The sequence below is a fragment of the Pasteurella oralis genome (assembly GCF_002850605.1).
Classification (GTDB): Bacteria; Pseudomonadota; Gammaproteobacteria; order Enterobacterales; family Pasteurellaceae; genus Pasteurella; species Pasteurella oralis.
The window spans coordinates 151,676-174,122 of the sequence record NZ_NXGB01000005.1; the positions used below are offsets into that span (position 1 = coordinate 151,676).

Here is a 22,447-nt window from a genome sequence, read left to right on the forward strand (position 1 = left end):
CAATGAATTCTTCTTTTGAATTAATCCATGTCGATATCAGAGTATTTTGCGCTGATCATCTACTCATGTTCTTTATTAAGTATGAATAATGCTTTCCAAATATATCAAAGATTAATTTATGCTCGATATCAGTCTTTTGAACTAAATTATTTGTGCTATAACATTTAAGCAGAGTGATAGCAAATTATCTTGTAAAAGAAAAAGTGCGGTCTGTTTTGGGAAAGTTTTATCAGGCTAGAGTCGCAAAGAACAGATTACTAATTAAATATGAAGCAATCTATTTTTTCTGCCAATTTAGCCTTGAAACTTGTGTATAATGCCCCATATTGAGAAAACGTTTGAAAAATAGAAGCAGTTTATGGGAAAGAAAAAACGTTCAGCAAGTTCTTCACGCTGGTTAAATGAACATTTTAAAGATCCGTTTGTGCAAAAAGCACATAAACAAAAGTTGCGTTCACGTGCTTATTTTAAATTGGATGAGATTCAACAAACAGATCGTTTATTTAAAGCAGGAATGACTGTCGTTGATCTCGGGGCAGCACCTGGTGGTTGGTCACAATATGCAGTAGGTCAAATCGGTGATAAAGGTCGGGTGATTGCTTGTGATATTTTAGAAATGGATCCAATTGTCGGTGTTGATTTTTTGCAAGGCGATTTTCGTGATGAGAATATATTAAACGCATTATTGGATCGTGTTGGAGAAAGCAAAGTGGATGTAGTCATGTCTGATATGGCACCAAATTTTAGTGGTATGCCATCAGTGGATATTCCACGAGCAATGTATTTAGTTGAACTTGCTTTAGATATGTGTAAGCAAGTGTTAGCGACAAAAGGCAGTTTTGTCGTAAAAGTTTTTCAGGGTGAAGGTTTTGATGAATACTTGAGAGAAATTCGTTCTCTATTTAGTGTTGTAAAAGTACGGAAACCTGAGGCTTCTCGAGGCCGTTCTCGTGAGGTGTATATTGTTGCGACAGGTTATAAACATTAAAATAGCCAAATTTTTGAAAGTTATTTCAGTAAATAAACGCTATGACTAGGATAATTTCCAATTTCATAACAAATATAGTAATCTTTGCAACAAATTATTAACGTTAAACAAAAAGAGGTTAAACCTTGAACGATATGGTAAAAAATTTAGTCCTTTGGATTGTGGTCGCGGTAGTAATGATGACCGCATACCAAGGCTTTAATTCAACTTCGTCAGGAAATGCCACTGACTATACCACTTTCATTACGGACTTAGGCAATGATCAGGTACGTCAGGCTCGTTTTGATTACAATGAAATTTATGTGACCAAAGCGGATGGTTCAAAGTATACCACTGTGATGCCATTAAATGATGATAAGTTATTAAATGATTTATTAAATAAAAAAGTAAAAGTTGAGGGTACGCCGCCAGAAAAACGTGGTTTCTTCTCACAAATTTTAATCTCTTGGTTCCCAATGTTACTACTGATTGGGGTTTGGTTGTTCTTTATGCGTCAAATGCAAGGTGGTGGTGGTAAAGCGATGAGCTTTGGTAAAAGCCGCGCCCGTATGATGACCCAAGAGCAAATCAAAACTACGTTTGCAGATGTCGCAGGTTGTGATGAAGCAAAAGAAGAAGTGGGCGAAATTGTAGATTTTTTACGTGATCCAAGCAAATTCCAAAAATTAGGCGGTAAAATCCCTAAAGGTATTTTAATGGTTGGTCCACCGGGAACGGGGAAAACTTTATTAGCAAAAGCGATTGCGGGTGAAGCAAAAGTGCCATTCTTTACCATTTCAGGCTCTGATTTCGTCGAAATGTTTGTTGGTGTAGGGGCTTCTCGTGTACGTGATATGTTTGAGCAAGCAAAGAAGAATGCACCTTGTTTGATCTTTATTGATGAAATTGATGCTGTTGGTCGTCAACGCGGTGCGGGTTTAGGCGGTGGACATGATGAACGTGAACAAACGCTAAACCAAATGTTAGTGGAAATGGATGGCTTTGAAGGTAATGAAGGAGTCATTGTAATTGCGGCGACAAACCGTCCTGATGTACTTGATCCTGCGTTGACTCGTCCAGGTCGTTTTGACCGTCAAGTTGTGGTAGGTTTACCAGATGTACGTGGTCGTGAGCAAATTTTAAAAGTGCATATGCGTAAAGTGCCTATTGCGCCAGATGTCGATGCGATGACATTAGCACGTGGCACACCGGGTTATTCAGGGGCTGATCTTGCTAACTTAGTCAATGAAGCAGCTTTGTTTGCTGCGCGCACTAATAAACGTTTAGTCACAATGCTTGAATTTGAAAAAGCAAAAGACAAAATTAATATGGGACCTGAACGTCGTACTATGATCATGACAGAGAAGCAAAAAGAATCTACTGCTTATCATGAAGCCGGTCATGCTATCGTAGGTTATTTAGTACCTGAACATGATCCTGTGCATAAAGTGACGATTATTCCGCGTGGACGCGCATTAGGGGTAACTTTCTTCCTACCGGAAGGCGATCAAGTCAGTATTAGCCAAAAACAATTAGAAAGTAAGTTGTCTACACTTTATGCTGGACGTTTAGCTGAAGATCTTATTTATGGTGAAGAGAATATCTCAACGGGTGCTTCCAATGATATTAAAGTGGCAACTAATATTGCGCGTAATATGGTGACGCAATGGGGATTTTCTGACAAGCTAGGTCCAATTCTGTATTCAGAAGACGATGGTGAAGTGTTTTTAGGACGTTCAATGGCGAAAGCAAAGCATATGTCTGATGAAACCGCCCATCTGATTGATGAAGAAGTAAGAGCGATCGTGACGCGTAATTATGAGCGAGCAAGACAAATATTAGTTGATAATATGGATATTTTACATGCGATGAAAGATGCGTTAGTAAAATATGAAACCATCGAAGAAGCACAAATCGAGCAGCTCATGCAGCGTCAACCAGTCACTCCACCATCAGGCTGGGAAGAGACTGAACGTTCACAAACAAAATCAAAGACTAATACTGAACAAGAGAGTCCAGTTGAAAAATCAGAAGATGTAGAAAATAATGAATCTCTGGATAGATAAACGTTGATAAAGAAAACCTCTTTAACTGACATTAAAGAGGTTTTTTGTTAGCTTTATTTACTCGTTTTGATAAGAAGTTATTTTTTCCCCTCTCATATTTCGCTATAATTAACCGCACTTTTTCTCATGGCAACAATTAATGAAACTATACGCAAATAATAAAGTCCTAGATTTATCAACGCCTCAAATTATGGGGATTCTTAATTTTACGCCTGATTCTTTTTCTGATAGTGGTCAATTCTTTGCTCTGGACAAAGCACTTTTTCATGTAGAAAAAATGCTCAAAGCTGGAGCGACAATTATTGATATCGGCGGTGAATCAACACGACCAATGGCTGATGAAGTGAGTCTGGAACAAGAGTTAGAACGTGTTTTACCTATTGTTGAAGCGGTAAATCATAATTTTGATTGTTGGATTTCAGTAGATACTTCAAAAGCTGAAGTCATGAAAGCTACAGCGCAAGTGGGAATGGATTTGATTAATGATATTCGGGCATTACGTGAAACAAATGCATTGGAAACAGCAGTAAAGCTTGATTTACCTGTATGTCTTATGCATATGCAAGGGCAACCTCGCACAATGCAGAACAATCCACAATATGATGATGTTGTGGCAGATGTATTTTCTTTTTTACAACAACGGACTGCACAATGTATTCAAGCGGGTGTTCGTAAAGAGAATATCATTTGGGACATGGGATTTGGTTTTGGTAAAACAGTTGAACATAACTATAAATTACTGCAAAACTTACCGCACTTTTGTGCAGCAGGCGTTCCTGTATTGGCTGGGCTATCAAGAAAGTCAATGATCGGTGCTGTATTAGATAGAACAGTGGAACAACGTATTGTTGGTAGTGTAGCTGGTGCATTAATTGCTGCGATGAATGGTGCAAAAATTTTGCGAGTACATGATGTAGAAGAAACCGCCGATGCACTAAAAATTTGGCAAGCGACGCTGCAAGTTTAAATAAAGGGACAATTCAAATGGCAGAACGTAAATATTTTGGTACAGACGGAGTACGTGGAAAAGTTGGCTCAGCACCAATTACCCCCGATTTTGCTCTTAAACTAGGTTGGGCTGCGGGTAAAGTATTAGCGACACAAGGTTCACGTACAGTATTAATTGGTAAAGATACGCGTATTTCTGGTTATATGCTAGAGTCAGCATTAGAAGCAGGACTTGCCGCCGCAGGGCTTTCGGCTGCGTTTACAGGTCCAATGCCAACTCCTGCAATTGCTTATTTAACACGAACTTTTCGTGCTGAAGCGGGGATCGTGATTTCGGCATCACATAACCCTTATTACGATAATGGAATTAAGTTTTTCTCTGCACAGGGGACAAAATTGCCTGACGATGTGGAGGAGGCGATTGAAGCAATGCTTGATGAACCTATGGATTGTGTGGAATCGGCTGATCTAGGTCGAGCGAGCCGTATCACTGATGCTGCTGGGCGTTATATTGAGTTTTGTAAAAGCACATTCCCAGCACATTTAAGCCTTGAAAATTATAAAATTGTTGTTGATTGCGCAAATGGGGCAACTTACCACATTGCACCTAATGTCATGCGTGAATTAGGCGCTGAAGTGATCGAAATTGGGACTAAACCCAATGGTATGAATATTAATGAAAAATGTGGTGCCACCGATATTAAAGCGTTACAGGATAAAGTATTAGAAGCGAAAGCAGATGTTGGCTTAGCCTATGATGGTGATGGTGACCGCTTAATTATGGTTGATCATTTAGGTAATAAAGTAGATGGTGATCAAATCTTATTTATTATTGCGCGTGAAGCATTGCGTGCTGGCAATTTGAAAGGTGGTGTTGTTGGTACATTAATGAGTAATATGAGTCTTGAGTTAGCTCTTAAGCAACTTGCTATTCCATTTGCGCGCGCTAATGTAGGTGATCGCTATGTGTTAGAGAAAATGCAAGAAAAAGGTTGGTTATATGGCGGTGAAAATTCAGGTCATATTATTATTGCAGATAAAAATACCACAGGTGATGGAATTATTGCTTCACTTGCTGTACTCACAGCTATGGTTCAACATAAATTATCATTGAATGAATTAGCGAGTGCTGTGCCGCTTTTCCCACAAGTATTAATTAATGTTCGCTTCACTGGTGGTGCTAATCCACTTGAGAGTAAAGCAGTGAAAGCGATTGCCGCTGATGTTGAAAAAAGACTTGTTGGTAAAGGACGTATTTTACTACGCAAATCAGGTACTGAACCATTAATTCGAGTAATGGTTGAGTGTGAAGATGGGGAACTTGCTCAGCAATGTGCAGAACAAATTGCTGATGCTGTTCGAGCAAATTAGCTATTTTACTGTTTATAAACTGAGCCTTATTGTGCTCAGTTTGTTTTTGTCTTATTGAGAATAAATTATGGATATTTTTGTAATGCGCCATGGTGAAGCTGAATTGATGGCGAAATCGGATAAAGAACGTCATTTGAATAGCCGTGGGAGGCAGCAAGCAACAGCACAAGGAATTTGGTTAAAATCGACCGCACTTTTAGCGCATGTACTCGTTAGTCCTTATATTCGCGCACAACAAACTTTTGAGCAAATCAATCAAGTTTATGATAATCAGTTGTTAAGTAAAGTTGAAATCTGGGATGCAATTACGCCTTATGGTAATGCACATACCGTAGTGAGTTATCTTGATGTTTTAGCAGAACAAGGGATCGAATCTGTTTTGATCGTTTCACATTTACCTTTAGTTGGAGAAATTGTTGCTGCACTGTGTGGACGTAATTCAGTAAGTTTTTATCCTTCTACCATTGCGAAAGTTGAATGGAGTCGACATATTGGCATGGTAGTACAAGCAAAATATCCAGAGTAATTGGATTAATTTTATAAGATAAATAAACCTTGATTGAAGTTTTTTGAGTTGAAATTAAACGATCTTAAAAGTTCAATTATTTACATTAATTCACAGAAAACCGATAAATTTATTTCTTTTTATTAATAAATTCAATTAGCTATTTCTTTAAGTAAATATTTTATTGCTGTAAAAGTGATTTTTTATTTCGTAAAAAAGTGTAAATAATGATTTCTTTTTTGTGTAATTTAATACACACTATACTGAGCAAAGTGATATTCTTTGTGAGTTTTTTATTTTAAAACCTCGTAAATTTTAGGAGAAATGATGAAAAAATCAGTATTAGCTGCATTAGTATTAGGCGCGAGTTTAACTGTAACAGGTTGTTTTGATAAAGATAGCAAAGCTGGTCAAGAAGTTGAGAAAGCTAAGGCTAGCGTTGTTGAAGCAAAAGATGCCGTAGTCAGCGCAGCAGATGAAGTGAAAAACTCGGCGGTTGAAGCAGCAAAAGAAGTCAAAGATGCAGCAGTAGAAAAAGCAGCTGAAATGAAAGATGGCGCAGCGGCAAAAATGGAAGAAGCGAAAGCAGCAATGGCGGAAGCAAAGGATGCAGCTGCTGAAAAAGCAACAGAAATGAAAGATGCCGCGGCAGCAAAAATGGAAGACGCTAAAGCGGCGATGACAGAAGCAAAAGATTCAGCTGTAGAAAAGGCAGCTGAAATGAAAGATGTAGCAAAAGAAAAAATGGCAGAAGTAAAAGATGCTGCAACGGATAAAATGGCTGAAATGAAAGATGCTGTAGCAACTAAAACAGAAGATGTTAAAGCAGCGATGACAGAGGCGAAAGATTCAGCAGCTGAAAAAGCAACTGAAATGAAAGATACGGCAGCAACTAAAATGGAAGATGCGAAAGCAGCAATGACAGAAGCAAAAGATTCTGCTGTTGAAAAAGCAACTGAAATGAAAGATGCCGCAAAAGAAAAAGTGGAAGAAGTTGTTTTACCTAAACAATAATTCTGAGTAATAATATAAAAATAGTGGATTTAGTATCCGCTATTTTTATCCCTATTAATTAAGCAAATACTGAAAGCTCAATTTATCTTTTTCGGCAAAAATACGTACAGCTTTATGTAGATATTCTGTGGGTATTTTTTCTTGATACAAGAAGCGACTACTAACTGCAATAAATTCTGCATGCAAATATTGTGTATAAACTGAACCTGAATTGGTATTAACTCCCGCCATTGCTCTGCCTAATAATTTTCCATAAATATGGATATTACCATCTGCTGCGACCTCAGCTCCTTGTTCAACATTGCCATGAATAATTAAATCACTATTTTTGGCATAAATAACTTGTTTACTTTCAACATGTTGATTAATGATTTTGACGGGTAAATAACGAGGCTCAGGTAGAATGTCAGAAAATTCGCCGCTTTTTCCTAATAAAGGAAGATCCGCTGTGAGAATTAATTCTTTTTGTAGATGGTTTTTCCAGTCAGAAACACCAATAATTTGGATATTAAATTCTTCAAAAAGTGCTTTTAAGGCAGTTAAATTAATTTTTTCCAATGCAGGCGTAAATTGGAGAATAACAGCAATATTTTGGAAAATAGATGGCGATGATTTGACTTTTTTAGCTAATGAACGTTTGATGACAGTAAGACTTGAGCTATTTAATGTGATAAAAATTGATGAGAATTGCCCGGTTCGAAATTCTACAATATCCTGTGCCATAATTAAGTCCAAATAAACGAATTGCCTGTTTTAATCATAAATAATTGTGTTAGGATCGGCAAATCTTTTTTGCAGAAATTGGAAGTAAATCAATGTTATGTGCAATTTATAAAAGTCAGCGAAAAGTTGGCACATATTTATATGTGGCTAAACGAGATCAATTTGAACATGTACCAGAAGCATTAAGAGAGGCGTTTGGCGTGCCTATTTTTGTAATGATGTTTAATCTGGCAGGTAATAAACCTTTGGTTAATGCAGATAAAGCACAAGTATTACAGCGAATTCAACAACAAGGTTTTTATTTACAAATGCCAAAGGAAGATGATTGGTTATTTAAGTTGTAATTTTTGCTGGTGTAAATCGAGCTTTTTGTGGCATTCTTTCTAAAATGCGAGCTTGATTTATTTTTAATGCCTGCTCGCTAGGTTGATAATCTAGCCATAATTTCTTATCTATTGGTAAATTTTGTGGCCAAATGTATTGCACGTTGAAACCTCGCGCTTTACATTCTTGGTGCAATAAATCATAACGTTTTTTCAGAAAAGTGAGCTTATTGAGGAAAAAGCGAACATGTCCAGTGCCTAATTTATAATCGTCAGGTTGTCCCGTTAAATCATATTTGCCTTTTGCTACCGCATTAGGAATACGTGTTAATTCACGGTGCTCAGCAAGTAAATGTTGGTCACAAAGATCAGAAGGTGGCACTAGATTAATTCGAGTCATACTGTACAGCTTAAATTGAAGAAAGGAATATGGCGTAATATTACGCCATGAGAGTGATTTTTATTTTAGTGTTTCAATAAATTTAGCGATACTTTGCATATCTTCATCAGACAAACGTGATTTTGCTGCGTTTCCTGCGCCAACCACTTGCCCTTCTTTGCGTGCTTTTAACGCATTAACAATTTCATCTGCTGCTAAGTTTTTTAATGGACGTGATTGGTTTAGGGCTGATTTTTCGGCATTATTACCATGGCAAAATGAGCAAGGCTTGAATAATTGCTTTCCGCGTTCAGCGCTCACTTCTGCCTGTGCTGTTGAAATTGCACAAGCCATAATCAATAGAATAGAATAAATTTTTTTCATTATTTAACCTTTAAAGAGTAAATGTAAATCTTGATGAGGAATCAAGCCTTCGAATTTATAAAGGATTTTACCTTCGGGGTCAATAACGAAAGAGGTGGGGGTGCCAACTAATTGATAGCGTTCTGCGCTGATTTTGAGTTGATCTTTAACAACAGAAAGCTGAATTTCTCTTTTGGTTACAATAGTTTGAGTATCTGCTTTTTCACCATCAATATTCATTGCAATAATATGTAAATTATTGTGAGGGTAATTTTGCATAAAGTGTTCAAGAGTTTTCAATTCAGTAATACAAATACCACAAGTTTCTGACCAAAAATTGAGAATAATCGTTTTGCCTTTCCAATCAGCCAGACTGACTTTATTGCCTTGTAAGTCAAATGCAGCAATGTCTGGTGCCGATTGACCAATAACAGCATGTTCATCTTTGCATGAAATAAGTGAAAAACCGACTGCACTTAATAGCATTAGCTTTGCTAGTACAGTCAGAAGATAATTAATTTTCATTGATTTCTTCTCGTAGAAATTTGCCATGTTGTAAGAAAATTGTACGGTTTGTTAGCTTGCCTAATTCGGGATTATGCGTGACCATGACGATAGTTCTGCCTTGTTTATTTAGCTGAATAAGTAAATCTAGCACCAACTGTTCATTTTTTTCATCCAAATTTCCTGTTGGTTCGTCTGCAAAAATAACTGGGGGTTGATTAACTAATGCACGTGCGATACATACTCGTTGTTGTTCTCCGCCAGAAAGTTGACTTGGACGGTGATCAAAACGATGTTCTAAGCCAACTTGCTTTAATACGGCTTTTGCGGCTTCTTCGTCAATAACACTGTGATAATGCTGGGCTAACATGACATTTTCAAGCGCAGTGAGATAGGGAATTAAATGGAATTGCTGGAAGACTAAACCGATTTTTTCGGCGCGGAAACGCTGTCTACCAACTTCATCTAATTGTGCCGCATCAATGCCATCTAATATGACTTTACCTTCAGAAGCCGTATCTAAACCAGTGAGGATGTTCATTAATGTCGTTTTGCCTGAGCCAGAAGCGCCCATAATGGCAACAAATTCACCTTGTTGAATCTGAATATTGATATCTTCAAGTGCGGTCACTTGGTCAAATCGTTTATATAAATGTTGTGTTTCAATGACATAGTTTGACATAGTCTACCTTTTGTTAATTCTGTACTACAATATAAGTTTTTCGTGGAGTGATCTTGTATTTGTATAATAACCTTTATTTTATAAATACTTACTCGCCTTTTAAGATATTGGCAGTCTGGATTTCTAAGGCTCGTCGTGTTGGCACAATGACTGCAATGAACGCCACTAATAAAGATAAAATAATAGTAATGGGGATGACTGGTAAGCGCATATCAATGTAGGCTTTAAAAACAGTAAGTCCTAGAATTTGTGCCAGTAGATAGCCGATGATTAAACCTGCAATAATAGCACAGCAGGCAATAATTAAAGTTTCTGTACCAATTTGTTTGATAATATCTTGCTGTCTAGCACCAAGCGCTTTTTGTAATGCAAATTCTTTAGCGCGTTCACCAACAATCGCAATTAAAGTGGTATTCACACATAATGTGGCGAGAATTAAGATCACTCCTGAGATTAAACTCATTAAGCCTTTAATTTTATCTAAAATTTGTCCTTCAGAAGCGGAAACTTTACGAATAGGGCGAATTTCTAAGTCAGGGTAACTTTGTTGTAATTGTGCCGCAAAGGAATCGACTTGTCCTTGATCATTTTTGACATTCAATAAAGCATTTGTTGCTTGCCCTTCCTTTTCTAACCAATTCTGTGCAAATTCTAAATTGACAATCAACATATTGTCGGTAGCATCACCAGATTCAATGATAGCCTTAATATTAAAACTGTGTTTTTCTACGGCATTTTTACTGAGTGTGATTTTATCTCCAACTTTTAAATTTAAGCGCTCAGCTAGGGTTTTACCAATCATAGCGTTACGCTTATCGAAATTGACACCGATTTGTGATCCCGTGATTTGCCAGTAGGGTGCTAAGGTTTTCATCTCTTCAAACCACACACCCATCATCACAATTTTTTCTAATTCGCTACGTGTAACACCATATAAATAAGGACTGGCTGCACTGATTAAGCCTTGTGGCGCTTGAGTGAGAATTTGTTGTAATTGCTGTTCTTGAATTACACCACTGGTATTTGAACCAATATAGAAATTAGCACCAAAAGTGCGTAACTCTTGACTCATTTTGGTATTGATATCGAAATAGGCAGCAGCCATAGCGGTGACAATACTTGCACCGACAGTTAAAGCAGCAAAAATGATGAAGACGCGCTGTAAACGTAAGCGCAAAGCGCGTAAAATCAAGCGCCAAAACATAGATTGTGGTTTATTGGCGACCATAAAGTACCTCTACAGGATATAAACGTGCAATCCGGTGCGCAGGAAACCACGTGCCAATTAAGGCAATCAGTATTGCCAGAACTAACACGCAAGGTACAACAATCCAAGCAAAATCCAGAGGTGCGCCGAATAAAGTCGTACCAATGAATTTAGCTAATCCCCAGCCTGCAATACAACCTGCTATACCGCCAAATAAGCCACTAATAATGGCTTCACAATAAAATAGTAGTACAATTTGCCATTGATAAGCACCAAGTGCTTTCATCAAACCGATTTCTTTACTTCGTTCAATAATGGTTGTGGTCATTAATGAAGCAATTCCCATCGCAGCGGCAATGAGTGCTGCAATCGTCACTACCACGAGCAGGAGTTGGATTTTTTCAATGACAACGCCTTCAGAAGCGGCAACTTGCCAAATTGGGCGAACAATTGCGCCTGAAATGGCTTCTTCAAGTTGATGAGAAATAGACGAAACGTAAGCAGTACAATACCAACGATCATATTCTTCAGCATCTAATCCATCTACATTTGCACGTGCTTTACGTGAAAGTGCATTTTCAGGCACAGTAAGAGCGGACACCTTGATTGCTTGCACTTTACCTTGTAAACCCAGTAGATTTTGTACCGCACTTAATGGCAGAATCAATTGCTGTTCTTCTTGTCCACCTGTGGCAAGAATACCTTTAATTTCAATACGTAGTTGATTGGTAAATTCAGTATCTTGGTAACTGAGCTGGATTTGATTACCAATTTGCCATTGTGATGTTTTTGCCAATTGCTCACCAATTAAAGCAGGAATGACATCAGCGAAATTGTCTTGTCGATCGTTAACCCATTCACCTTGCACTTTCCAATATGGACTAATGATCTTTTGTCCTGTGTGGTAATCTTCTTCATCGGGAATGGCAATCTGATGGTCGAAGAAAGTACCTAAAATTTGAACCGTTTGGACCGCACTTTGATCGATTTTTTGTGCTTGGACATCCGCACTTAAGAGTGGTGCGAAACCAACGATATTATTACGCCAGAAAATATCTTTGACATTCGCTAATTCTTTTTCGTCGAGAAAGTCTTGGCTCGCTAGTGAGCTTGCGCCATTCACATCTTGTGGCAATATGGCACTACTAGCGGGTTCAACTAAAATGTTTGCTCCATAAGATTTCAATTCACGAGCCATCTTATCGCCAATATCAATAGACACAGCGAGCAAGGCAGACACTAAACCTGCTGCAAGGAAGATAGTGACAATGGCTAATAATTTACGTTTCAAACCGAAGCGCCAAGATTGAATCAGCATACGAGTAAGCATTATTGACCTCCTTCAATCTTGATATATTGTTCTGGCATCTCGCGGAATATATTAAGATTTTTTTCACTAGCAAAGAAGTAAGTTTTGCCTTCATAGCTATATTTGTGTTCAGTTTTAGTGTTTTTTAGCTGAGTATGATCGACAGGATCAATGACATCAATTTCAACTATTGTAGAAAAATAGTTTAGCCCTTCTTCTAAGCTTTTTTTCGTAATAATGATGTGGGTGTCATTTTGTTGCCAATTTTCAATTGGCACTGGATTACAGCCCCCCGGTTTACCAATAGAAGGAATAAACATTCTTACTCCACAGCCAACACAGACAACTTGATCGCCTTCCATGACATAACCTTGATCACCACACAAAATACAGGCATCAAATACGGCAGCTAAACTGAGACGATCTGGCAAGCGATTAATTAAGAAGAAGCGTACCGCTTTACCATCATCAGCAATCCAAACAAAGCGATGTAGCTTGCCATCTTTGACTTGTTCAATTGGAATATAAACTTGATTACTGTCATCCATTTGAACTGGTGTAGCTTCTGATAAACGCGGTGGTTGAGAAGCTATCTTATCCCAATACAGTTGTGTACCTAATGTTAAGATAATGATTGCGATTCCCCAAACAATTAAACGCTGTGATACTAAAAGTGCGGCTTGTTTCTTACGTTTTTCGATAGGATGGGATTCTTGCTGTATTGCAAATTTACGTACTAAGTGAATTTTGATTGTGAAGACAACAAGTACAATAAATAGCATCACACTGTGAATATAGTTAAAGAAATTAGCGATGTTACCTGATTTGGCGACGAAACTAAGACGTGGTTTTGTCAGTGCTATTATCTGTAATTTCATTAACGTCAGCAGCAACTCGCCAAGTAGCGGTGTAATTAGGAACAATATCACCAATGTCGTAATCAGATAAGAAAGTGCGGTCAGTTTTTGTTGAGTTTTGCACTGTCTTAATAAAATGTTGAGCCATATTGCAACGAACAAGCATAGCAGTAAGCCGAGTATGATCGCACTACTATGTAAAATAAAATCGGTATTGATAACATCTGTACTTGTAATTGCTGCAAGATTAGGATCTTTGCCCCAAAAAATGCCTGCGATAAATGTCAATAGTATATGGCATAAATAAGCCATTTTGTTGGAACGAAAAAACTGGCAGAAGTAAAACAAGAGTAAGCTGGCTAGAATAAAGCTGGTTAGGATCAAATTGACTGTTTGGCTTTTCGGCAAATGAAGAATTGTCGTCACACCTACAGCAAAACTGATGAGCGTTAGGCAGATTAGCGGTTTACTTTTAACTTGTGGATAATATGACCAAGCACAGCCTAAAAGTAGAGCAAAGGGGAAGAGATTTTGTAGTAAAAAAGTAAAAAAATAATTCATAAGATATCCGTGTAAAATTTAGACCGAGCAGACACTTCACTTAAAATATTAATATTTCCAATCACTATTTTGATGCTTAAATAGTGATTGGAAATATCAAATCGCACTGAACAAATAGCGAAGGTGCGTTCATTACGCACCTTGTCTTTTATCAATTTAAACCGGTATATTTAAATTCATAGCTTACGTCAAATGGCTTCCACCAACGACCGACACCTGTTTCTTCATCAGTATGACGGTGCATACCTGCTTTTGGTGGTGGCTCAATGTGATAAGTTAATTTGTAATTACCCACACCCATCATTTTAATGTTTAAGCCATAATGAGGACCGTCACCAGCAACCATTGGCATAAAGGTACCTTCTTGCTTTTCACCTGTATCAGTATTAACTAAAGTATAGTTGATAGTTAAATATGGCATCCATTCGCCTTCGCCAAAACCGTTTACATTTCCTTTAATAGCATGAATATCTGCTTCTAAGTGAATATCGGATTTAGCTGCTGGCAGTCCCATACCACGTGGTTCCATATCGACTGGCTGTAGATATACTGCAGCAATTTCCATACCATTCATTTCGACCGGCTCACCGATTGGATATTCTTTGAATGCCAATGCAGATGGCGCAGCCAAAATACTGGCTAATAAGGTTGTTGTTAAAAGTGTTTTTTTCATACTTAATCTCCTCTCAATATTTAAGTATTGATTTATAACATTAAATCGCTTTATTACTTTGATACTTCATATAGAACAAAGCAAAAATTGCTGCAAAAATTAAAACAACTTGTGGTAGTAATGTTTCGACATAAGGGTAAATACCTAACCAGCTGATTTCAGGTACACTTGTAATCAAAGTTGGTTCAAATAATTTACCTTCAATTAATTCTAGAACACTTTTTCCGGCAAATACAAATGCCATAAGGTACATAAATATACCAGTGAACATAAAGAATGGCTTTAATGGTAATCTCACTACAGTGTAGCGCATGATGAGGTAACAAATTGCCAGAATAACAACGCCAACGACGAAACCTGCTAAAAGATAGAAATAACTGACCGCACTTGTTGCATCGCCTACTAAAGCATAATAAAACAGCACAGTTTCAGCACCTTCACGGTAAACCGCTAAAAAGCTGGTTAGCCATAGCCCAACTAATGAACCTGTCGTTAGGGCAGCAGAGAGTTTACCTTCTAAGTAACGTTTCCAATTTTGTGCTTCGATTTTAGATAATAACCAATAACTCATCATAAATAGCATAACAACAGCGATCATCATCGTGAAACCTTCCAAAAGTTCACGGCTTGCGCCTGCATTTGAGAAGACTAATTGGAAAATAATAGCGGTGATGACACTACCTATTAATGCGACATAAACTGATTGGCGAATGACAGGTAATTTGTCCTGATGATTATTTTTAATTAAATAAGTCACAATCGCGGCAACAATTAGCAAAGCCTCTAAACCTTCGCGTAAAATAATCAGTAAGCTATAGAGGAACATTGACCAATGGCTTTGATTTGCACCTTGTAACATTTCAACTGCATTATTTAAACCTTGTGCTAATCCTGATGCTTGCTGTTGTAATTGTTCGGGGCTCGCATTAGCTTTAATTAAGCTGACTAAGCGAGTGAAGTAACCTTCAAGTTCTGCTTTAAAATTGCTATCGCGCGAACCAACTTTATTTTCCATACCACTACTTTCAAACACATCAAAGTAAGTATCTTGTACTGCAAGCATGGCTTTTTTGTTGTCACCTTGTTGGTATAACGTAATGGCTTGTTGGATACGTTGGTTGATTTCTGTGGTGACCTTGTTCCAATCTTGATCTGGCGTATTATCCGCCAATTGTGCTTCAGTTGACTGAGTCACTTGATGTTCACGTGTAGTAGGTAAATCAGGTAATTGTTCTTCAATATCCTGTAATAATACAGTAATTTGATAGCCTAGATGGTTGATTTGATCGGGTTTGTCACTTAAGCGGATCAAATCGTAAAATTGTTGATTTATCCCTGCGGAAATTGCGGCGGAACGATTTTGGCGAATTGACATCTCCATTTCAGAGTTTTTAAAACCGTCGTATTGCGCTTGTTGTACTCGTTGTTTCGCTTGAGCAAAATCACCATTTTCATAAGCCGTGATTGCTTGGGCTAACAGATCATCAATGATTTTAAAACTCTGCTGCCAATGTTGGGCGATTTGCTGATTAGTATAAACATCATGTTGTCCTGAGGCATTGAGTTGGTGCCCTTCGGTAAGTGCAGGTAAAACTTCTTGGAGTGCTGTTTTTAGTCCATCAATTTTATTTTGTACTTCGACGAGTGGTTTCCCCTCACCAATCATTTTGCGAATTTCACCGAATGTCGCTTCCATTTGATAGCTTTTTTGTGCTGAGAAATTAATTCGAATCGGACCTTCTAAATTTTCAAATACTTCAAAATACGCCATTTGCACTTCAGTACGAGCATCCTCAATATTATTTTGCTGATACAACACTGCTGTTTTATCAAGGCGGCTTTCAATATCTTGTACCCATTGTGCATAGTTATCTTTGGCTTGTGTAGTAGAAAAGAAAAATACTGCGATAATGAAAAAAATATATCGCATCCAATGAAAGCGATTCATATGACTAACCTAAATGATAGTGATTATTATCTTCGTTAGTGCAATTATGCGCTTATGAATTTTTTTCGCAACAAAAATAAACAAATCGTGTTGAAAATGTGACTAAAAGCACAAGTTTTAGCAACGTTATTTGATTTAACGAAAATTTAACATCGAGAAATGCATTCTGTGATTTTGTTCACGAAATACATAACTTTGTTTTTATCTTTCTTTTGAGGCATTGCATAATTAATATATTAATGTGAATTAAAAGCATAGTGAGGCAAATGATGAAAAAAATGTTATTGATGAGCGGTTCTAAATATCAACAAACTGATTATTTAGTCCATACAATTCCTTGGTTAACACGGTTTTTAGCTGATTATCAAGGTAAAATGGTGGCTTTTATTCCTTATGCTGGTGTGCGCCAATCTTATGACGAATACGAGGCGAAAGTTCAAAAGGCATTAGCTGAATTGAAAGTAAATATTGTGTCTGTGCATCGAGCAGTAAGACATGCGGATATCATTGAGCAAGCAGATGTGATTGCAATTGGAGGTGGGAATACATTTTGTTTGTTAAACGGCATGTATGAACATCAATTAATTGATCTCATTCGCGCTAAAGTTGAATCAGGCACACCTTATTTTGGTTGGAGTGCAGGTGCTAATGTGGCTGGTTATTCTATTATGACGACTAATGATATGCCGATTACTTATCCTCCATCATTCCATGCTTTAAATTTATTTCCACATCAATTAAATCCACATTTTATTTCTGGTAAGCCACAAGGGCATAACGGAGAGAGTCGTGAAGAAAGACTCGCAGAGTTTTTGCTTGTTAATCCAAACGCAAAAGTGTATGCCTTACCAGAAGGAACCGCGTTATCTATACAGGGGGATACGGCGACTACTTTAGGCATGCATGATATTTTGTTATTTAGTGAAAATATGCAGTTAGAAACGATTCCTAGTGGCGAGACTATCCGTTATTAGTCGATATTTTGTGATCTTTTGTTTAACTTTGTTTGGTGAAAAGATCATAACCGCTTATAATCTAAGTCGCTTTTTAGATTTTATAGAGAGAGAACAACATGACAGCTCAAAGTGGCGTATTATTAGAACATTGTAAAGCAGCAATTTATTTAGAAGCGAATATCACTGATTTATCTGTGATCTCTGAGGCAAGTCGCCAGTTCTGCGACAGACTTGTGCAATTACAGCAACAATTTCCTGATGCCAGATTAGGTGCAGTGGTTGCTTTTGGCGATAAAGTTTGGAAACAATTAGCGGGTGAAAAGAGTGCAAAAGAATTAAAGCCTTTTGTTACTTTAGGTAAGGGTGATGCTTCTGCGCCAGCGACACAATATGATCTATTAGTCCATATTCAGTCATTACGTCCTGATGTTAACTTTTCTGTTGCACAAGCGGCGATAGCAGCTTTTGGTGGTGCTATTCATGTTGAACAGGAAATTCATGGTTTTCGTTGGATTGAAGAACGTGATTTTACCGGTTTTGTTGATGGTACTGAAAATCCGCAAGATGCTAAACGTGCTGAAGTAGCGTTAATTGCGCAGGGGGATGATATAGGTGGAAGCTATGTATTTACCCAGCGTTATGAACATAATTTAACTAAATGGGAAAAGTTAACGACAGCAAAACAAGAAACGGTAATTGGTCGTACTAAACCAGATAGTGTTGAATTAGAAGATAAATTAGATACTTCCCATGTAGGTCGTACCGATTTAAAAGAAAATGGCGTGGGACTGAAAATTTTACGTCAAAGTTTACCTTATGGTACAGCGAGTGGTAAACATGGCTTGTTCTTTATTGCCTATTGCGCCACTTTATATAATATTGAACAGCAATTATTGAATATGTTTGGTGAGAAAGATGGTAAAACCGATCGCTTGTTAGGTTTTACGAAAGCAGTGACTGGCAGTTACTATTTTGCGCCTTCTTTAGATAAGTTGAAAAATTTATAATTCACCTATTATAACCATAAGTGCGGTCGAAATTTTAAAAATTTTGACCGCACTTTTTGTATTAGTTTGCAGTGGCTTCTTCTACTGGCGCTAACTGATCCAATGAATTATGTTCAGGGCTGAGAACATCCCAAACACTAGGTTGACGTGGTGCGGACTCAGTAGATTGACAGAAAGATTGCTCCTTATTTATCCACACTGGAATTTTACGTGGGCTTGTACAATCCCAACCCCCATGTTCATTAATGCCGACCCATTTGATTGTTGTTAATGGCGCTAAGCTAAGAGGGAGAGTGACGTTACGTTGTACATAGTCACGATAGATTTGTAACGCACCAGAAGCACCTGTCAGTTTGGTTTCTGCATTATCATCACGCCCTAACCAAACCGTAGTGACGTGTGTACCATCAATACCTACAAACCAAGTATCTCTTGCATCATTTGTTGTGCCGGTTTTTCCCGCTAAATGTAAATGAGCAAATTGATTTTGTAAGCTACGTGCTGTGCCACGTTCAACGGTTTGCTGCATGGCATATAATGTTTGGTAGGCGGCTTCTGCAGAGACCACTTGTTCTGGTTCTAAACGACGTTGATATAATAAGTTACCTTGTTGATCAGTAATACTATCAATAGTCGCTAATGGGATTTTTTGCCCTTGGTTCGCAATGACTTGGTATAAATGTGTGACTTCATAAGGTGAGATAGCATAAGCACCTAATAAAGTTGATGGTACTTTAGGAATTTTTATTTTATCCCAGCCCATTTTTTGTTGTGTTTCAATAACATTAGTTAAACCAACTTGCATACCAATATTCACAGTTGGAATATTTAATGAACGAGCAAGAGCATCCATCAACATGACTGAGCCACTATATTTGCGATCATAATTACGCGGCTGCCAAGGTGGGCTACCTTTAATATTAATCGTGATTGGTTGATTTTGAATTGGTGTATTTAGTCGAAAACGATCTGGTTGTGCAAGTGCGGTTAAATAAATAGAAGGTTTAACTAATGAACCAATTTGACGTTTAGCACTTAATGCGCGGTTAAAACCCGCATATTGTGTTTGTAAGCCACCAACTAATGCACGGACTTCACCTAAACGATAATCTGCAATAACCATTGCTGCCTGTAAATGTGGATTTTTATGCTTCGCTTGCAAAGTAGAAGTCGCACTGACAACGGCATTTTCAGCATGAGTCTGTTGTTTGCTATCTAAAGTCGAAAAAATACGTGCCCCTAATAAATTACTGGCTTTACTTTCACCTAATTGCTCGCGTAGTTCTGCTTGCAGTGTTTGCATAAAGGCAGGGTATTTACGTGTTATTTGCCCGCGTTCTTGCACTCCTAATGGGCGCTGAACTAGCATTTGGTAAAGTTCTTCGCCGATCACTTTATGATCTAATAACAAACGCAAAACCACATTGCGACGCTCTAAAGCATTTTTAGGATTACGCCATGGATTATATAAAGAAGGCCCTTTTACCATACCGACTAATAAAGCAATTTGGTCAAGACTAATTTCGCGTGTTGAGCGTCCAAAGTAAAAATGACTGGCTAACTCAAAACCATGGATTTGTGTATCACCACTTTGCCCTAAATAAATTTCATTCAGATAAGTTTCTAAAATCCGATTTTTGTCATAACGCCAATCAAGAATAACCGCCATTAAGGCTTCATTGATTTTACGTGTTAAGGTGCGTTCATTACTCAGAAAAAGATTTTTGACGAGCTGTTGTGTTAAGGTACTACCACCTTGTACCGTATGCCCTGCTTGGATATTGGTAATTGTCGCACGTGCGATGCCAAGCAAACTAATGCCTTCATGCTGGTAAAAGCGGCGATCTTCAGTTAATAATAATGCGTCAATGAGTAAGCGTGGATAATTTTGTAGCGCAATAGCAAGACGTTCTTCTTTATCTGATTGCAACATCGCAATCAATTTAGGGGCTAGACGAAATTCTGAAATAGTACGCTGGTTAATTAAATCTTCAATGACATTTAATTGTCCATTTTGAAAGCGTAAACGGAAAACACGTTGTGCCTCTGGTTGTACTGGGAAGGGAAAAGCTCGGCGTAATAAAACAATAGTATTGTCTTCAATTTTAAAATCGCCAGGTGCGGCAATGAGCTTAGTTTGGCGGTATTCATTATCTAATAATAGTTGTTTTACTTGCTCAAATGCCAGGTTATCTTCAAGACGAATACTTTCAATTCGACTATATACTTCTGCCGGAAGTCGCCAAATTTGCCCATTCATTTTCGTCCTAATCTGCCAGTCCAAATACACCGCATAGAAGGTCAGCAGGCAAGTCAAAGTGAAGGCGACTTTAATGAAAAAAATACACCAAGGTTTTCTTTGTGTTAGTTTCGTTTTTTTCGCTTTTGACATAGGACATTCTCGAGTTGAGGCGATGAATTATTGCTGAATAAAATCTAAATAAGATTGTAAGAAATGAATAAAATCATCAGTGCCACAAAAAGCAATACTTTCTTCATCATAATAATGGAAGTCATCTTCAAGAGGCTGATCGCTATCAACAGCTAAATTATTGGCACGTACCATGATTTCTTGTTGATTAATAAACAGCGTATATTCGTGACCGATTAAAGTGAGTTCTTGTTGCGGCTTGAGCGTTTGGATTTGATGAAGTGCGCACTGAATTTTATCCGAATTTGACCGCACTTCACTATTAAACCAGTTAGCAACGGCTTCGTGTCCCATAGAACACTGAACCACAATGGTGCCTAATTGAGAAGTAAATTGAAAGTCCATATTAAATACTGAATGATGAACCGCAGCCACAGGTTGTGGACGCATTGGGATTATTGACGATAAAGCGCGATCCTTCTAAACCTTCGGTATAATCTACAGTACCACCAATAAGATATTGTAGACTCATTGGATCAATAACTAACTGTACACCCGATTTCTCAATAGTAAGATCTCCTTCGTTGACTTTTTCGTCAAAAGTAAAGCCATATTGGAAACCACTACAACCGCCACCTGTAATATATACGCGTAACTTTAGGTTTGGATTTTCTTCTTCGCTAATGAGTGCTTTTACTTTATTCGCAGCCGCATCAGTGAAGATCAGTGGCACGGAAATATCTGTCATAATTTATCTCGCTATAATTTCAACTGAATTCGTGTATTATCTAATAACCGACTAATCCGTTCAAGAATTTATCAAGGATTTTTGCGGGAGATGGTGTTATAATTCTTGTACAACTGAGTTTTATGGAGAAAAATTTTAGTATGGCAATTCCATTAAGAACAGAAGAAGAAATTATGAAATTGCGCGAAGCTTGTAAATTAGCTTCTGATGTATTAGTGATGATTGAACCTTATGTTAAAGCAGGTGTGAGTACGGGCGAATTAGACCGTATTTGTCATGCATATATGGTAGAGCAGCAAAAAACCATTCCAGCTTGTCTTGGCTATCATGGTTTTCCTAAAGCGACTTGTATTTCTATTAATGAAGTTGTTTGTCATGGGATTCCAAGCGAAGATAAAATTCTCAAGCATGGCGATATTGTTAATATTGATATCACAGTTATCAAAGAGGGTTATTTTGGCGATAATTCGAAAATGTATATTGTTGGCGAAACTAATCTACGTAGTAAAAAACTTTGTGACGCGGCACAAGAAGCTTTATATGTTGGCTTAAGAACAGTTAAGGCGGGTATACGTTTAAATGAAATTGGTCGTGCGGTACAAAAATATACTGAGGGTCAAGGATTTAGCGTTGTGCGCGAATATTGTGGGCATGGTATCGGATCTGAATTTCATTGCGAGCCACAAGTATTGCATTATTATGCTGATGATGGTGGTGTGATATTACAACCAGGCATGGTGTTTACGATTGAACCCATGATCAATGCTGGTAAGAAAGAAGTGCGTTTAATGGGTGATGGTTGGACAGTAAAAACCAAAGATCGTAGTCATTCTGCACAATATGAACATCAACTTGTCGTGACTGAAACGGGTTGTGAGGTAATGACAATACGCGATGAAGAAATTGCAGAAGGACGCATTCAACGCATTATGGTAAATCAATAATGAGATAGATAATAATATGGC

23 protein-coding genes are annotated in these 22,447 nt (G+C 37.7%); 10 read left to right on the forward strand and 13 right to left on the reverse strand.

The features are described from left to right. Positions 1 to 358: 358 nt before the first annotated feature. The 6 genes from rlmE (at position 359) to C0975_RS07995 (ending at position 6,871) form a co-directional block, all read left to right on the forward strand. The gene (rlmE, locus tag C0975_RS07970; protein ID WP_101775864.1) at positions 359 to 988 is read left to right on the forward strand and encodes a 23S rRNA (uridine(2552)-2'-O)-methyltransferase RlmE; all 630 of its coding nucleotides are present in this window, start codon (positions 359 to 361) and stop codon (positions 986 to 988) included. A 134-nt stretch (positions 989 to 1,122) separates the two neighbouring features. Next, on the forward strand, positions 1,123 to 3,033 hold the full coding sequence (gene ftsH / locus C0975_RS07975; RefSeq protein ID WP_101775865.1) for an ATP-dependent zinc metalloprotease FtsH: 1,911 nt from the start codon (positions 1,123 to 1,125) through the stop codon (positions 3,031 to 3,033). Positions 3,034 to 3,172: 139 nt separating this feature from the next. Beyond that, entirely contained in the window at positions 3,173 to 4,000 is an 828-nt protein-coding gene (gene folP, locus C0975_RS07980) for a dihydropteroate synthase (RefSeq protein ID WP_101775866.1), read from the forward strand. A 17-nt stretch (positions 4,001 to 4,017) separates the two neighbouring features. Further along, entirely contained in the window at positions 4,018 to 5,352 is a 1,335-nt protein-coding gene (glmM, locus tag C0975_RS07985; protein WP_101775867.1) for a phosphoglucosamine mutase, read from the forward strand. A gap of 67 nt (positions 5,353 to 5,419) precedes the next feature. After that, positions 5,420 to 5,878, forward strand: a complete 459-nt coding sequence (sixA, locus tag C0975_RS07990; RefSeq protein WP_101775868.1) for a phosphohistidine phosphatase SixA — start codon at positions 5,420 to 5,422, stop codon at positions 5,876 to 5,878. Between the two features lie 306 nt (positions 5,879 to 6,184). Next, positions 6,185 to 6,871, forward strand: a complete 687-nt coding sequence (locus C0975_RS07995) for a hypothetical protein (RefSeq protein WP_101775869.1) — start codon at positions 6,185 to 6,187, stop codon at positions 6,869 to 6,871. 54 nt (positions 6,872 to 6,925) lie between these two features. Here C0975_RS07995 and minC read toward each other — a convergent pair whose 3' ends face one another. Then, complete coding sequence (gene minC / locus C0975_RS08000) at positions 6,926 to 7,594, reverse strand: septum site-determining protein MinC (RefSeq protein WP_101775870.1); 669 nt, start codon at positions 7,592 to 7,594, stop codon at positions 6,926 to 6,928. Between the two features lie 92 nt (positions 7,595 to 7,686). Between minC and C0975_RS08005 the strand changes: the two genes are divergently transcribed. Then, complete coding sequence (locus C0975_RS08005) at positions 7,687 to 7,938, forward strand: YcgL domain-containing protein (protein WP_101775871.1); 252 nt, start codon at positions 7,687 to 7,689, stop codon at positions 7,936 to 7,938. Here C0975_RS08005 and C0975_RS08010 read toward each other — a convergent pair. From C0975_RS08010 to C0975_RS08050, 9 genes are all read right to left on the reverse strand, one after another. Further along, the gene (locus C0975_RS08010; protein ID WP_101775872.1) at positions 7,928 to 8,317 is read right to left on the reverse strand and encodes a pyrimidine dimer DNA glycosylase/endonuclease V; all 390 of its coding nucleotides are present in this window, start codon (positions 8,315 to 8,317) and stop codon (positions 7,928 to 7,930) included. The genes C0975_RS08005 and C0975_RS08010 overlap by 11 nt on opposite strands. Before the next feature lie 60 nt (positions 8,318 to 8,377). Further along, positions 8,378 to 8,680, reverse strand: a complete 303-nt coding sequence (locus C0975_RS08015) for a c-type cytochrome (RefSeq protein WP_101775873.1) — start codon at positions 8,678 to 8,680, stop codon at positions 8,378 to 8,380. 3 nt (positions 8,681 to 8,683) lie between these two features. After that, positions 8,684 to 9,184: a TlpA family protein disulfide reductase gene (locus C0975_RS08020; RefSeq protein WP_101775874.1), complete on the reverse strand. Its 501-nt coding sequence runs from the start codon at positions 9,182 to 9,184 to the stop codon at positions 8,684 to 8,686. Next, complete coding sequence (locus C0975_RS08025) at positions 9,174 to 9,845, reverse strand: ABC transporter ATP-binding protein (RefSeq protein ID WP_101775875.1); 672 nt, start codon at positions 9,843 to 9,845, stop codon at positions 9,174 to 9,176. Before C0975_RS08025 ends, C0975_RS08020 begins: the two co-directional genes overlap by 11 nt. An 88-nt stretch (positions 9,846 to 9,933) precedes the next feature. After that, positions 9,934 to 11,073: an ABC transporter permease gene (locus C0975_RS08030; RefSeq protein WP_101775876.1), complete on the reverse strand. Its 1,140-nt coding sequence runs from the start codon at positions 11,071 to 11,073 to the stop codon at positions 9,934 to 9,936. Continuing rightward, positions 11,060 to 12,382, reverse strand: a complete 1,323-nt coding sequence (locus C0975_RS08035; RefSeq protein ID WP_101775877.1) for an ABC transporter permease — start codon at positions 12,380 to 12,382, stop codon at positions 11,060 to 11,062. Before C0975_RS08035 ends, C0975_RS08030 begins: the two co-directional genes overlap by 14 nt. After that, a complete protein-coding gene (locus C0975_RS08040; RefSeq protein WP_101775878.1) occupies positions 12,382 to 13,779 on the reverse strand; it encodes a Fe-S-containing protein in 1,398 nt (465 codons plus the stop codon). Before C0975_RS08040 ends, C0975_RS08035 begins: the two co-directional genes overlap by 1 nt. Before the next feature lie 151 nt (positions 13,780 to 13,930). Then, positions 13,931 to 14,452, reverse strand: coding sequence for an iron transporter (locus C0975_RS08045; RefSeq protein ID WP_101775879.1), 522 nt, complete (start codon positions 14,450 to 14,452; stop codon positions 13,931 to 13,933). Positions 14,453 to 14,492: 40 nt separating this feature from the next. After that, positions 14,493 to 16,382: an FTR1 family iron permease gene (locus C0975_RS08050; protein ID WP_425440171.1), complete on the reverse strand. Its 1,890-nt coding sequence runs from the start codon at positions 16,380 to 16,382 to the stop codon at positions 14,493 to 14,495. A 287-nt stretch (positions 16,383 to 16,669) separates the two neighbouring features. On the opposite strand from C0975_RS08050, the gene pepE reads away from it, so the two are divergent. Together pepE and C0975_RS08060 are read left to right on the forward strand one after the other, a co-directional pair. After that, on the forward strand, positions 16,670 to 17,374 hold the full coding sequence (gene pepE, locus C0975_RS08055; protein WP_101775881.1) for a dipeptidase PepE: 705 nt from the start codon (positions 16,670 to 16,672) through the stop codon (positions 17,372 to 17,374). Between the two features lie 98 nt (positions 17,375 to 17,472). Next, entirely contained in the window at positions 17,473 to 18,363 is an 891-nt protein-coding gene (locus C0975_RS08060) for a Dyp-type peroxidase (protein ID WP_101775882.1), read from the forward strand. A 61-nt stretch (positions 18,364 to 18,424) separates the two neighbouring features. Here C0975_RS08060 and mrcB read toward each other — a convergent pair whose 3' ends face one another. The 3 genes from mrcB to erpA are packed head-to-tail and all read right to left on the reverse strand — an operon-like array spanning position 18,425 to position 21,482. After that, a complete protein-coding gene (mrcB, locus tag C0975_RS08065; protein WP_101775883.1) occupies positions 18,425 to 20,755 on the reverse strand; it encodes a penicillin-binding protein 1B in 2,331 nt (776 codons plus the stop codon). 27 nt (positions 20,756 to 20,782) lie between these two features. Then, entirely contained in the window at positions 20,783 to 21,139 is a 357-nt protein-coding gene (locus C0975_RS08070) for a YacL family protein (protein WP_101775884.1), read from the reverse strand. Position 21,140: 1 nt separating this feature from the next. Continuing rightward, entirely contained in the window at positions 21,141 to 21,482 is a 342-nt protein-coding gene (erpA, locus tag C0975_RS08075) for an iron-sulfur cluster insertion protein ErpA (protein ID WP_101775885.1), read from the reverse strand. Between the two features lie 140 nt (positions 21,483 to 21,622). On the opposite strand from erpA, the gene map reads away from it, so the two are divergent. Beyond that, a complete protein-coding gene (gene map / locus C0975_RS08080) occupies positions 21,623 to 22,426 on the forward strand; it encodes a type I methionyl aminopeptidase (protein ID WP_101775886.1) in 804 nt (267 codons plus the stop codon). Positions 22,427 to 22,447 lie beyond the last annotated feature (21 nt).